Source organism: Flavobacterium fontis (genome assembly GCF_900129405.1).
In the GTDB taxonomy this organism is placed as follows: Bacteria; Bacteroidota; Bacteroidia; order Flavobacteriales; family Flavobacteriaceae; genus Flavobacterium; species Flavobacterium fontis.
This window is the reverse complement of record NZ_FQVQ01000004.1, coordinates 229,066-243,885: the sequence shown is the minus strand read 5'-3', so window position 1 is coordinate 243,885 and position 14,820 is coordinate 229,066. Positions and strand designations below refer to the sequence as shown.

Annotated in this window: 7 protein-coding genes and 1 tRNA gene; 4 read left to right on the top strand and 4 right to left on the bottom strand. The window is 42.2% G+C overall.

Annotated features, from left to right (window positions below; all coding sequences use genetic code 11):
• Positions 1-3,053: Ig-like domain-containing protein (locus BUC17_RS05600; protein WP_073362440.1), on the bottom strand; the 3,053-nt coding region annotated here is incomplete at its 3' end.
• A gap of 438 nt (positions 3,054-3,491) precedes the next feature.
• On the opposite strand from BUC17_RS05600, the gene bglX reads away from it, so the two are divergent.
• Positions 3,492-5,774, top strand: coding sequence for a beta-glucosidase BglX (gene bglX / locus BUC17_RS05590; RefSeq protein ID WP_073362437.1), 2,283 nt, complete (start codon positions 3,492-3,494; stop codon positions 5,772-5,774).
• A 355-nt stretch (positions 5,775-6,129) separates the two neighbouring features.
• On the top strand, positions 6,130-7,905 hold the full coding sequence (locus tag BUC17_RS05580) for an NACHT domain-containing protein (protein WP_073362434.1): 1,776 nt from the start codon (positions 6,130-6,132) through the stop codon (positions 7,903-7,905).
• Between the two features lie 740 nt (positions 7,906-8,645).
• Here the strand turns inward: BUC17_RS05580 and BUC17_RS05575 are convergent.
• Together BUC17_RS05575 and BUC17_RS05570 are read right to left on the bottom strand one after the other, a co-directional pair.
• A tRNA-Tyr gene (locus BUC17_RS05575) sits at positions 8,646-8,728 on the bottom strand.
• 112 nt (positions 8,729-8,840) lie between these two features.
• Positions 8,841-9,983, bottom strand: a complete 1,143-nt coding sequence (locus BUC17_RS05570) for a TlpA disulfide reductase family protein (RefSeq protein ID WP_073362432.1) — start codon at positions 9,981-9,983, stop codon at positions 8,841-8,843.
• Between the two features lie 123 nt (positions 9,984-10,106).
• Between BUC17_RS05570 and BUC17_RS05565 the strand changes: the two genes are divergently transcribed.
• A complete protein-coding gene (locus tag BUC17_RS05565) occupies positions 10,107-12,077 on the top strand; it encodes an endonuclease (RefSeq protein ID WP_073362431.1) in 1,971 nt (656 codons plus the stop codon).
• Here the strand turns inward: BUC17_RS05565 and BUC17_RS05560 are convergent.
• Positions 12,074-14,029, bottom strand: coding sequence for an ATP-binding protein (locus BUC17_RS05560; RefSeq protein ID WP_143161721.1), 1,956 nt, complete (start codon positions 14,027-14,029; stop codon positions 12,074-12,076). The two genes, BUC17_RS05565 and BUC17_RS05560, sit on opposite strands and share 4 nt — an antisense overlap.
• Positions 14,030-14,096: 67 nt before the next feature.
• On the opposite strand from BUC17_RS05560, the gene BUC17_RS05555 reads away from it, so the two are divergent.
• Positions 14,097-14,765 carry a DUF6642 family protein gene (locus BUC17_RS05555; RefSeq protein WP_083544761.1) on the top strand — a complete coding sequence of 223 codons (669 nt, stop codon included), beginning with the start codon at positions 14,097-14,099 and terminating at the stop codon, positions 14,763-14,765.
• Positions 14,766-14,820 lie beyond the last annotated feature (55 nt).

Here is a 14,820-nt window from a genome sequence, read left to right as displayed (position 1 = left end):
TCGTTGTTGCAAAACGGCTGGTTGGGCGCAATCGGATTAAACCCAGTTTGCGCATCGGTGGGGGTTAAGTGGTAACTCACCTGCACGTTGGGATTAGTGGTAATCTCCGGAGTCTTCGTGCCCAACACAAAAGTACACGCCACACCATCGTTGTTGTCATCACACACTTCGTATGGGGTGGGGGTGTTGGCGGGAGGTGAGGCAATAATCGTTATGGATTGCGTAACTGCAGTAGCACACTGTCCCGCATTGGGGGTAAACGTATATGTGTTTGAAGTATTGGGCGTATACGGTGGTGTCCAAACACCAGAAATTCCATTATTGGAAATCGTAGGAAGCGGTGAAGGAATTCCTGGACATTGATTGGGTGCAATCGTAAATACAGGAATGTTTGAATTATTGATTACGGTTACAGTCAATGTGGTTGTTGAAGCACATTGTCCTGCATTGGGTGTAAAGGTGTAGGTGGTTGTTGCCGTATTATTGAGGGCTGGTGACCATGTTCCTGTGATTCCATTGGTAGAAGTCGTAGGTAGGGTAGGGAAAGTAGTATTAATACAAATGGGACTAATCGCAGTGAACGTTGGGGTTGCTAAAGGAGTTATCGTAATCGTGAGCGTAGTCGAATTTGCACATTGTCCAGCATTCGGTGTAAAGGTGTAAGTGGTGGTTGCGTTGGGATTAAAAGCTGGGCTCCATGTTCCAACAATTCCATTCGAGGAGGTAGTAGGCAATGGGTTAACCGCAGTTCCTACACAATACGGACCCAAAGCTGGGAAAGTAGGGGTAATACGCGGATTTATTGTAATGGTTATCGTGGTCGTTGTGGCGCATTGATTCGCGATGGGCGTAAAGGTGTAAGTGGTGGTTGAATTGTTGTTTATGGCAGGCGACCATGTACCTGTAATTCCATTATTGGATATTGTAGGTAAAGCCGCTATGGTGGCTCCTTGGCAATACGAGGGCGGCGTGTTAAACGTGGGTGTTACATTTGGTGTAATGGTTATTTCAAAAGAAAAGTTAACTGCACATTGCCCTGCGTTTGGGGTAAAAGTATAAATGGTTGTCCCAAGAAGATTCGTGTTGATTGAAGCAGGATTCCAAGTCCCTATAATACCATTGTTGGAGGTATTCATTAATAACACGGTTGTAATGGGAGTCCCTTCACACAAAGTAATGTCTGTGTAGGGAAAAGTGGGTGTGATAACAGGGTTCATCGTCACAGTTAAGGTAGTCGATGTAGCACAAGCACTGTTGATCGGGGTAAAGGTATACGTTGTGGTTGCGCCAAAGTTAGGTGCGGGTGTCCAAGTCCCCTGAATTCCATTGGTAGAGGTGGTTGGTAGTGTAAAAGAGGTTCCCACACAAAGCGGTCCAATAGGGGTAAAAGTAGGAGTTACTTGGGGTGTAATCGTTACATTCAAGGTTTGCGGATTCGCACAGGGGAATAAAATAGAATCCGGATTGAACGTATAAGTTCCTGAGGCATTGGGATTAATGGTGGCAGGAGTCCATGTTCCGCTAATTCCATTGGGTGAAGTAGTTGGTAAAGGCGGCGGAGTGCTCCCCTGACATATCGGTGCGATAGGAGCAAAATTCGGATTGGTAAACGTTTGACACGGGGTGTTACAAGTAACAGTCATCGGGGAAACACACGATACCCCATTGGCTTGTAAGGTAAACGTAACCGATGTCCCAGGTGTCAATCCCGTCACTGTAAAATTCGAGGGGGCAACCCATGTTCCTGTAACTGGAGTACCCCCAGCAATGGTGTACGTGTAGGTGAAATTGGTTTGTCCTACATTGGAAAAATCAAAATTCAAGGACGTGGGCGTGGTATTCGGACTAGCCAAATCACAAAACAAGTTCAAAGAAGGTCCTGTATTGGCAATAACCACCGTAATCGGAACGCGCTCACTTTCACAACCGGCAATCGTTTGACTCACATAATAGGTAAACGTTCCCAACGTGGACGTGGCTGGAATTGGGGGCGTGGGTGAGGCTGTTCCTCCTGTCGCATTGGTGCCGTACCAGTTTAACGTTCCCCCAGTTGACGCTGTAGCCGACAAGGGCGTAGCGGTTTGATTTTGACAATAATTTACGGGTGTTGTAACGGTAGGAGTGGGTACCGCAGTGAAATTTATAGTCACGGTTGAATTGATCACCAAACCGCAAATATTGGTCGCCGTGAGCGTTAGCGTTACACTGTTACCCGTGGTGGGTAAGGTGAACGTAGGATTTAATATAGCTGGACTGCCCACAAAAGTTCCCGCGGGGGCCGACCATAATACGGATTGAAATCCTTGGGCTGTTCCGTTAAGGGAAATCGTTGCGCCTCGACAAGCCGTTTGGGTTGTCCCAGCATTTACAGTAAAAGGAACCACAGGAGCCAAACAACCGTTGTTGACATAGGTAGGAACGCCAGCGGGGTTAAAATTAACCGTCGCTCCGTCTTGCGCAGGAAGCGGTCCACCGTATCCTCCTGTGTTATTGATCAATAAACTACGTTCATAAGTCACCGTATCCGTACAAGCCCCTCCAAAAGACATGACTAAGGTTCGCGTTCCCGGAATCGTATTGTAGTTGGCAAAATGCCCTCCAATATTACTGGCATTATTTTGAAAAATCATATACACCGTTGTGGTCAACGTAGCAAAGGAATTGAACGTCACATTGATGTTTTGACTGGTGACCAAAAACACCGTCGCATTGGCAGGTAAAACGCCACCTGTGGGTTCTAATATCTGTCCACAATTCCCCGCAGTGGCGATACTGGCATTCAATTGCGTCACAATATTGGCTGTGGCCGCATTCTGGATAATCCCCCCCCAAGGATTATTGGGCCAGGTTACGTTTAAATTGGCTGTATTTAAGGGGTTGGGACCCACTCTAAAACGAACCATCTCATTGAAACCTTCTTCATTGGTTGGATTCGTAGGCGAGCAAGCATCGACCAAAATCGATTCAATCTCAAAACATTGACTATTCGAATTATTCGAAATAAAGAGCGTTAATGATAAAACGACGAGGCGCCAATAATTCCGTAAAATCATGTGTTTCCGTTTTTTAAAGGGACACAAAGTTACATAAAATAATGCCGTAGCCCTTGGGATGTAGTTTAAATTTTTATTAGTTATTCCTATAACAGTTGAACCCTTATTAACCCTAATCGCTGACTCGAAATAAATGAAGAATTTTGTATTGTATACAAAGGGTCACTTTCCACTTTCAGAAACCCGCCGTTGTTATTATTGCGTTTACCATTTTTCCCAAAATAAACAAAGTGAAAGGTATTTGTTTACTCCTTATGTTTTGCCCAATCCGTTTCAATTGGTGAAAAGTTTAGTACATTCGTATCCGTATGAAACGTACTGTTTGTAAACGAAGTAATTCCTTTATAACCCCAATTTTTTTTAGGGAAAAGGGTAAACAAGTACCGCTTTTTAACGAGCCGCACCTACCCGCATCCTCTTTTATCACTGAAAAAAACTATGAAATCACTACTTAGAATCCTTGCTTTTGCCACCTTAACCTTAGCCCAAGCACAACCCAAAAAACCATCGAAACCCATCCTTTCTGTGGAGCAACGCATCGAAGATCTTTTGAAACGAATGACCTTGGAAGAAAAGGTGGGACAAATGAATCAATACAATGGATTTTGGGAAGTCACTGGACCTGCTCCCTCGGGAGGCGATGCGCAGCGTAAGTATGAACATTTAAAAAAGGGTTGGGTAGGCTCCATGCTCAACGTTCGTGGGGTTGATCAAGTGCGTGCCGTTCAAAAAATAGCTATTGAAGAAACCCGCTTGGGCATACCCTTGATTATTGGTTTTGACCTCATTCACGGGTACAAAACCATCAGTCCTATTCCCTTGGCGGAAGCGGCGAGTTGGGACATGGAAGCGATCAAAGCCTCGGCTCAAATGGCGGCTGATGAAGCAAGTGCCGCGGGGATTACTTGGACTTTCGGCCCCAATGTTGATATTTCTCGTGACGCACGTTGGGGAAGGGTAATGGAAGGGGCTGGAGAAGATCCTTTTTTAGGAAGTAAAATTGCAATGGCCCGCGTACAAGGTTTTCAAGGCGAAACCCGTGATGATTTAAGCAAAAACAATACAATAGCCGCTTGTGCCAAACATTTTGCGGGCTATGGTTTTGTAGAAGCGGGTAAAGAATACAATACGGTAGATATAGGAACAGCAACCCTGTATAATACGGTTTTACCTCCCTTTGAAGCAGCAAAAAAAGCGGGTGTCCGCACCTTTATGAATGCCTTCAACCTACTCAACGGAATTCCAGCAACGGGTAATTCTTTTTTGCAACGGGACATTTTGAAAGGGAAATGGCAATTTGATGGATTTGTCATAACCGATTGGGCCTCTATTCGTGAAATGATTACACATGGATATGCCAAAGATGGTGCCGCCGCCTCAAAGTTGGCTGTTGAAGCGGGTGCCGATATGGATATGGAATCCCATTTGTATGTGGCCGAACTGGTACGCTTGGTGCAAGAAGGTAAGGTGGAACAAAAATGGGTAGACGATGCAGTACGTCGCATTTTACGGGTGAAATTTGAATTGGGCTTGTTCGATGATCCTTACCGGTATTGTGATTCCAAAAGAGAAAAAGCAACGATCGGAAGTGCGACGCAACGCGCAAAAGCACTCGATATGGCTAAAAAGTCGGTTGTTTTGTTAAAAAATGACAAGCGTCTTTTACCCTTAAAAAAAGAGGGACAACGCATCGCACTCATAGGTCCGTTGGCGGCCGACAAAACCAGTCCGCTCGGGAGTTGGCGTATTGCCGCTGATGATCTTTCGGCGGTATCGGTTTGGGAGGGCATGCAAAAGTATACAGGAAATCAATTGACCTATGCCGAAGGGGCTCCGCTCACGATGGGCAAAACCACCTTTGTTGATGAATTGGTGTTTAATACTTCCGATACGAGAGGCTTTGAAAAGGCGATTCAAGTGGCCAAAGACGCCGATGTAGTGGTTATGGTGTTGGGTGAACATGGCTTGCAAAGTGGCGAAGCCCGCAGTCGTACCTCTCTCGATTTACCGGGCGTGCAACAGCAATTATTGGAAGCGATTTATGCGGTCAATGCCAATATTGTGCTGGTTTTACAAAACGGGCGCCCTCTAGCTCTACCTTGGGCTGCCGAACATATTCCTGCCATTGTAGAAGCATGGCATTTGGGCACCGAATCGGGGAATGCTATTGCCCAAGTACTGTACGGAGATTATAATCCCTCGGGGAAATTACCCATGTCTTTTCCACGAAATGTAGGTCAGTGTCCTATCTATTATAATCATTTTTCAACGGGCCGTCCCACCAATAGTGAGAATAATGTCTTTTGGTCGCATTACAGTGATAGTGAAAATACCCCGCAATGGCCTTTTGGATTCGGTCTCAGTTACACCACATTTGCTTATGGTAAACCCGTGCTTTCCAAAGCGACCTATGTTCAAGGCGAACCTGTTGAAGTTCAAGTTTCGATTACCAATACGGGGAACTACGCCGGTTCGGAAGTGGTGCAATTGTATCTTCACGACCATTATGCCCGTATCGCACGTCCTGTAAAAGAGTTGAAAGGTTTTCAAAAAGTCACCTTAGCGCCCGGAGAAACCCAAACCGTAAAGTTTTCGTTAACCGATGCTGAACTAGGGTTTTATGATACCACAGGAACTTATGTAGTCGAACCCGGAACCTTTTCCCTGTTTATAGGCACCGACTCCGAAAAGGGGCAAGAAGTGCGGTTTGAACTCCAATAACAGTACCCTGAACTCGCGCAGCACACCCCAATTTCCCGTAAGAACACTTTTACAAATAAAGCCCACGGCGCGACCCAGCGCCGTTTTTTTGCCCCTTGCCCTACCGCAACCCCGAGTGGAACCCCTTGTCTTTCAAGCCCTCCAGAAAAATACCCTCAACCCCGCGGAAAAATACCTTACCCCAACGGAAAAATACTCTGCAAAACGGGTAAAAACCCTGGGGTGAGGTGTCGTATTATTTTTTATTTTTGGGTGGGTAAGTATTATATTGAAGTTCTTAGCAATACGTTAGTGGCAATTTACACAACGCCTATCTTTTAACATATTACAATAAAATTAATTAAAAATTTACAATATGGTTTTAACAGCAATTATTGCGAAGTTTGTTGGAGAAAAATTAAATCCCTTTTTTGACAAAGTTGCAGCGGAGTTTGGCGAAGAAATTAAACATCTACTTGAAAATAATATTCTTGAATATCAAATTGAGGAGTATGGTAGAAATTCCAGCACAAAAACACTCTTACATAGAGTCCAACCAAAAAACCTAAAAGAGTTTTACCAACCATTATTTATTTCTCCTTGTGGAAAAAAATATAGACCATCACACACAAGACCAAACTCCAAAAGAATTCCAACCAATTCTGTCAAGGAGTTGTTTTCAAAAAATAAGCTTATAACTTTAATTGGTAACGCTGGAAGCGGGAAAAGTACCATCGTAAAATACCTTTTTTTGAATTCAATAGACAGTGATTATAAAATTCCAATTAAAGTGGAATTAAGATATATGAATGATTTTGATGGAAGTGTAATTGAATTTATACGTGAGAGAATTTTTAAATTAAATAAGTTAGCCACAAGTGATAGAATAATAGAACGCCTAATGAGCTCTGGTGATTTTATAATTTTTCTCGATGGTTACGATGAAATTACTTCAACAAAAAAAGAAAAAATTACCAAAGAAATTGATGAATTGGTTCAGGTTTATAATCGGAATAATTACCTGCTGACATCAAGACCTTACACTGACATCGAGTTACTGCCCTTATTTCACAATTTTGAAGTTTGTGAACTTTCAGACGATGATATAAATCAATTTATCAAAAAACAAATCCCAAAGGAAGAATATGAATTATGCGAAAAAATTATTGAAGCAGTCAATAATCAAGAAAATATATCATATAAGAGTTTTTTAAGTAACCCTTTATTACTTTCAATGTTTATATTGACTTTTCAATCTTACTCTAGTATACCACAAAAAAGAAGTGAATTTTATAGTCAAGTATTTGACGCTCTTTATTCCGTTCATGATAGTATGTCAAAACTAGCTTTTGTTAGAGAAAAGCAAAGCGGATTGAGTAAAGAACAATTTGTTGAAGTTTTAAAGCTATTTTCCTTTTTATCCTATTTTGATGAAAAATTTATATTTAGTAGCATATATTTAGAAGAAAAACTAGCACTAATAAAAGAAAAAAAGAAAGGAATTTCATTTGATAATGACAAACTTATAAGTGATTTACAAATTGCTATCGGTATTTTAAATAAGGAAGGAACTGAATATACTTTTCCTCACCGTTCATTACAAGAGTATTTTGCTGCAATTTATATATACTCATTAAATGAGGAAAATAAAAAAATAATATTTAGTAAAATAATATCATCTTTAACAGATAAGAAAAAATACAGACAAACTTATCAGGACAATTTTTATCTCCTATTATCGGAACTTGATGAAAAAAGTGTGATACAATATGCATTAATTCCATATTTCGAAAAATATATTACCGAAATAAATGTCGATGAAACCGATAAAAACTTAATCATAGATAATTTTATAACGTTAAGAAGTTTATTTGATTCATTTAATTACATATTGAAATCAAATGAACTTAATGAAGCTTATCATTACTTTTCAGAATGCTATAGCAAGTATCGTGGCGATAAGGACATTAACAAAATGACGGAAGAAGAACGAGAAAAACATATGGATGAAAGACGTGAAAAATTGGCCATGCAAGAAATTAAGCCTTTTATGAAAAAATTTATTCCAAAGCTTGAAAAAATAAAAACAGAATTGAATAATTTTTTAATTAGTGAAAATAAAAGTGATAATGAAATTATATCTCTTTTTTAAACTGCCACTAACAGTATTTACCCGATCGCGCGGATTTACTTCGTCTGTTCGGCTAAAGCCTCGGGTGCAATCCGTGCGCAACATAACAGCTCCCCCCGCAATAAAATTCCCCAAACTCAAACCCGATCGCGCGGATTTACAATCCGTGTGCAACATACCCGCTTCTCCCTCGAAATTAAACACCCCAAACTCAATCCCCTCGCGTGGCTTTAGAAAATCAAACTTCTAGTTAGAGGAAAGAAGAAAGAAGCAAGAAAAAAGACAAGCTGGTTTAGAGAAAAGAAGAAAGAAGCAAGAGAAAAGACATGATTTGGGAAGTAAGAAAGCGAATTGCTAATTGCTGACCGCTGACTGCTAAACCCTGATTGCTATTGACTGAACACTGACAACTGTTGACTAGCCCCCAACCCCCAACGGGGGAGGATTACTATTTCAAATTAAATTATAACTGATGACTTACGACTAAAACGACTTACGACTCGTCTAGAAGCAAGAAAAAAGACAAGCTGGTTTAGAGAAAAGAAGAAAGAAGCAAGAAAAAAGACTTGCTTTAGGAAGTAAGAAAGCGAATTGCTAATTGCTGACCGCTGACTGCTAAACACTGATTACTGTTGACTGAACACTGTTGACTGTTGACTGAACACTAACGCCCATCCTGAGCGCTACGCGCTGAAAATAAAACCTCAAAAAAAATCGCTCAAGTAAACTTGGCGATTTTTTTTTGAGGTTTTATTTATTCGTGGGGAGAGCAGGATTCGAACCTGCGAAGGTGAAAACCAGCAGATTTACAGTCTGCCCTCGTTGGCCGCTTGAGTATCTCCCCTCCTTAGCGGTTGCAAATATAGCAACTGTTTGAACCTATCCAAACGTTTTTATGCTTTTTATTTTGGGGTGGATTTTAGGGGTTTGATTTCTAAGGGGTTTCCTAAAATCGGTTAGGGTAGCAAGGATTCAATTTTGGCACGAAGGGCTTCTCCCGTTAGGCCGCGCGCAACGATGTTTCCCTGCGCATCCAATACCAATGTGGTGGGAATTTCCTCGACCTTGTACTGTAAGGCAATCGGATCTTTCCATCCTTTTAAATTCGAAATTTGAGGCCATGTCAACCCATCTTGCGCTATGGCTTTTTTCCATGCCTCCGCCGACGTATCGAGCGAAACCCCAATAATCGCTAGTCCTTTGGGTTGTAGCGCTTGGTACATTTTCACCACATTGGGATTCTCCTTACGGCAAGGCGGACACCACGAAGCCCAAAAATCAACCAGGGTTACTTTACCCATGCTTTCTTTCAGTGAAATGGTCTTCCCGTCTGGATTTTTAGCCGAAAAGTCTTGGGCTTTCACCGCTGGAGATGAAGTCCCTTTTTGATTTTTAAGGCGTGTATTTTCCATGCTTTTCAAACGTTCTTCGATTTGCTTTCCAATACGCGTTTCCTTCAATTTAGGATCCAGTTTTTTGTAGGCATCCCGTAAAGCTACAAAAGAGGTGTCACCCGAAAACAAGCGTTGTTGGATTAAAATAACCGACATAAAATGGGTCGGATTCTTCGCGGGGTAGTTTCTGAAAAAATCAAACTTCTTCGTATTAATGGCCGTTACACCCGCAAACAATTTTTTCATCGTTACCGAATCGTTTTCCTTTTGGGCCTTTTTAAACAGATCAAAGTTTTTCTTCTGAAAGTTGAAAATGTCTTCATCAAACTTCAAATATTTTTCATTAAAAGCTTGTAATTGATCGTTGTAGGGGGTACCTCCAATTTGTGGTTTATCTCCCGGTTTTTTGGCAAATTTTATGGAGATAGTGCCCGGCTCCAAAATGATGTTCATCGCCATATTTAAGTCATCCGCTGACACCGTGAAAATGTCCAAATAGGTAGCTTTGCCCACAAATTCAAATTTTCCATCCTTGATTTCACAAGAATCGACATCTTTTAATACACCAAGCTGATTTTCAAATCGTAAATACACTTTTTTTCCATCATTTTCTTTTCCTAAATCTCCTTCAATCGTGTACTTATCAGGCGATTGGCAACCGATGAACAGGCTAGAAACTAGTAAAGCAAAATAAAATCTCTTCATTGTTATTCTCTTAAATTTGAACACAAAAGTACATTTATTAATTGGTTTTCATCGGATTTAAGAATGAATTAACCCCGTATTCTAAAAATTCAGTTTACCTTTGTTTTACAGAATTTGACGAATATGACATACCGTTTTTGGATGGGGTTACTGTTTTTCAGTAGCTTAACCGCTTTGCATGGCCAAATCGTAATTAACGAATTGGACGCCGATACGCCTGGGACCGACACCCGCGAATTTATCGAATTGAAAACAGCCACGCCCAACATGCCTTTGGATGGGTACTGTTTGGTGTTTTTCAACGGGGGTTCTGGCGCTCAAAATGCCAGTTATTATGCCATTGATCTTGATGGTCTCACAAGTGATATCAATGGTTTGCTGCTACTGGGGAACGCCCAAGTAACGCCCGCACCTGTCTTTATTATTCCCAATGCAACGATACAAAACGGCCCCGATGTGGTGGCCATATATCAAGCCAATGCCTCTGATTTTCCGCTGAATTCGTTGGCGACAACCTCCAACTTAATTGATGCCTTGGCGTATTCTAATGCGGCCACCACGCAACCATCGGCTCTGATGACAGCCCTTGGATTGACGGTTTGTGTCAATGAAAATCAAACGCAAAATGCGGCCAATCAGTCCATGCAACGCAATAGCAATGGCACTTTTTCGGTGACAACACCCACCCCTGGGGTCAACAACGACGGCAGTGGAATCATACTAAATGGAATCACGATTACCGCTGCGCCTTCTCCTATCACCGAAGGACAAACCCTGCAGGTTACATTTACCACCAATACCGCGGTGACAGGATCCAATTTGATTATCAATTTTGTACTCGTTAATGGCAATTTTACCCTTCTCGATTACAGTGGCAATCAAACGGTGTCCATTCCCGTAGGAAGTACTTCGGCTTCAACCGCAATTCTTATAGTTGACGATACGGCCAACGAAGGGGATGAGGAATTGTTGATTAAAGTCAATAATGTCCCCAGCGGGTATGTGCTCAATAACAATTCAATCGTTGTTCGGGTCAATGACAATGATTTTGTCGTTTCGCCTTGGGGAACGCCTTTAAACCCTACTTACGGTATCGTTACGCCTGCCATTCCCAATGGATATTATGATAGTTTGGAGGGCTTATCGGGCAATGCGTTACGCCAAGCGTTACAAGATATTATTGCCAACCCTGCTGTGGTTCGCGCGCATTCGTATGGCGATGTCACCGATATGCTCCTTGAGGCCGATCGCAACCCCCAAAACAGCAGTCAGGTTTGGATGATGTATGTGGAAAGTCCCCGTTCAAAAATCGATTACCAATTGGGCAGTAGCAATATTGGGGTATGGAATCGGGAACATATTTGGCCGCAATCGCGCGGTGGATTTGCCGACGGAACTTCGTCGTTTTCCGACGGTATCGACATTTGGTTGCCTACAGGGCCCGATGATATCTTGGCGGGCCATGCCGATGCGCATCATATTCGTGCCGAAGACGGTGCCGAAAATACCTTGCGCAGCAATCGCGATTACGGATCTGATTACAATGGTCCTACGGGAAATCAAGGCAGCTGGCGCGGTGATGTAGCGCGGGCTTTATTTTATATGGCGGTTCGCTACAACGGACTCAGTTTGGTCAATGGCAATCCGGTCGACAGCACCGTAGGGCAGATGGGCGATTTGGCCTCTTTATTGGCCTGGAATCAAGCCGACCCAGCCGATGATTTTGAAATGCACCGCAACAATTATATCGCTACGTGGCAACAAAACCGCAATCCGTTTATTGACTATCCTCTATTGGCCAATTATATTTTTGGTCCCAATTTTGGACAACCGTGGTCGTTCGCTCTGCAAAATCCTGACCTAAGCACAACGTCGCTTTGGGTATATCCCAACCCTGCCAACGATTGGATTCAGGTGCAAAACATCACCGAACCCACCAAGGGTATTTTATGGGACATGAGCGGCAAGAAAATTTCGGAGTATACGCTTGTCTCTTCAGGCAGCGTCTCATTGGAAGGTATTGCACCGGGTTTGTATATCTTACAACTTCAATCGGAAACCCAACAAAAAACGATCAAATTACAGGTTAATTAATTTGAGGCAAATTGAATGGTAAACGTGGTTCCCACATTGGGTTCGCTTTCCACATTGATTTTTCCTCCCATCGCTTCGATTTGATTTTTAGTAATAAAAAGGCCTAATCCTTTCGCATCGGGATTGTTGTGAAAGGTTTTATACATTCCAAAGATGTTATCGCCGTGCTTTTTTAGGTCTATTCCTATCCCGTTATCGCCAATGGTGAGTGTTTTTTGTGCGCCATCGTATTTGATTTTAATGAGCGGATTTCGATCTTGAGCCGCATATTTCACCGCATTTGAAATGAGATTCAGTAGGATACTTTCAAGATACGCCGCATTATGTACAACGGTGGCTTTATCATCTATCTCAACCAAAGCGGTCACTTGTTTGCGATGGATTTGCTCGCTTAAGGCATTGAGCGTACTATCGACATAATGTTTTAACGGTAATGATTCTTTATGGAGTCCCAGGTTGGATTGAATGTTGATGACTTCATTGAGGTTCCCCATTGTTTCTTGCAGGGAAAGGGAAACTTTTTTAAGCATGTCCATTAACTCCTTTTGTTCTTCGGGTGAATCCGCTTCTTCCATTAAGGTAGAAATCGATTTGATATTGCTAGAATGGGAGCGTAAGTTGTGCGAAACGATATACGAAAAATTGAGTAAGCGCTTATTTTGTTCGTTCACCAAATCAAACGATTTATGCAATTCATCTTCCGTGTTTTTTTTGAGATCAATATCTTCCAGGATGATGATGCACTGATCTTGTACGTTTTCTATTTGTCCCAAGGGTGTAACGACCAAATTTACCCATCTTTTTCGCCCGCTTTTGGTTATAATTTGGGTTTCCATGGTAAATTCTTCCCCGGGTTGTTGGTGCACTTCGTCAATTCCACTTTGAAAAAAAACTAGGTCCTCTTTCGGTAAAAGTTCGGGTAAAGAGATTGTTTTCAACTCATCTTCGTTATACAGCGTGATTTTGCACATTTGCGTGTTGCTTTCCAAAAACAGTCCTGAGCCCATGGCGATTTTTGCAATGCCTACCGGCGCTTGTTCAAAAAGGGTTTTAAATTTCACTTCATTTTCAACCAGTATTTTTGCCTGCTCCAAAATCAAAGCGTATTGCTCTGCTGGTTTTTTCATGATTGAATACACCCAAAGACCAAAAATGAGACATAGTAAAAATCCCAAAATGAGGGAAGTATACACTTGGTATAACACATTGTCGCCTTGTCGAGAGACCAAATATATGTTCCAATTGCCTTCGGGGACGGTTTGTTTGATTAAGAATTTGTTCTTTGTTATTTCTTTTGGATTATAATGAAATACCTCTTTGCCCGTGCGCGGGTCTGTTTTTGAAAATTGAAAGAAGTATTTGGTATCATCAATGTCGGCAATTCCCGATTCCCGTATGAGAGTTTCCATGCGAATGACCACGGCAGAAAATCCCCAAAAGACATTCTTTTTATATACGGGCAAACGTCCCACGATTCCGATTCCCCCTTGGCGGAGCGGAAGCGGACCGGCAAAATAAAAGTTGCGATTTTTCATCGATTGCAAAGCTTCTTGCCGCACTTCGGGTGAATGCAGTATGTCATAGTTCATTGCAGGTTCGTTGCCTTTCATGGGGTAGATGTATCGAATGACTCCACCGGGTACGAGTTGCACTGCATCGACGGCGGGATTGGATTCGATCAATTGCTTTCCCACTTTTTCAAAGTCCTCGGGATTACCTTGATCATTGATTGTAAAAGCCAAGGTAAGGGTAGTTGTATAGCTGTTTTTATACATCTGCGCGATATTGCGCTGGACAACATTAAGAATATTGGACATTTCCCGTTGTTCGTTTTCGCGAATGATTTTATAGCGAAGGGAAATGGCAAAATAGACGAAAGGCACTAAAAAAAAGAAGGCCAAAATCCCTGCTAAACGCGGTTGCTGTCCCAACCATGATGCTATCTTTTTCAAATCCTCGGGTTGTTTTCGGGTTATCGATTAAGTTTTCTAAAGCTAAATGTACGAAAAATAGGGCTGAATGGTTACTTTTTTTTTATTCATCTTTAAAAATAAGTCGTTTATCGATATTTTGCATACGTACATTTACGTGTTTTTTTCGCGTATTTTCGTGGCCAATAAAACGATGGATATGAACGATGGGGAGCAGGATATGCGCATTTATTGTTTGGAGGGAATGGGGGCTTTGCCAGGGGTTTCTGTCGAAACAATTTTGGCCCAATGGGCTTTGGATTTTGGGTTGACCAGTATTCACGGACCGTGTGAGAGTATGGAAATGATGGAATCGTATTGGCACCATTGGGTGCGCGAAGATCGGCAGAGCGGAAGGTATCCCGCGCTGTATTTTGTGGTTGGGGGTCACGGCTCGGTGCTCGAAGTCGATGGATATCAGTACGATTTGTATGAATTGGCCGATGCCTTTGAAGGCAAGTTAACGGGCAAGCGGTTGCACTTTGCCAATACGAAGCAGTTGGTATTGGACGAAGAAACGGCACAGTATGTACTTGATGTTACCGGGGCCCAATCGATTTCAGGTTATGCCCATCGTGTTCCTTTGTTGAGTTTTGACTTAGACGGTTTGTTTTTTGCCTTATCCCAACAGTATGCGTCGGTGGTTGAACTGACCGAAGTCCTCCATGAAAAACAGTATGCGGCCTGTAAAATGTTGGGGTTTACATTGTATTATTAAGTCTTCTACACCCCATAAAAGCAATCATGGGTTGAACTAGGGACTTCTCTTAATA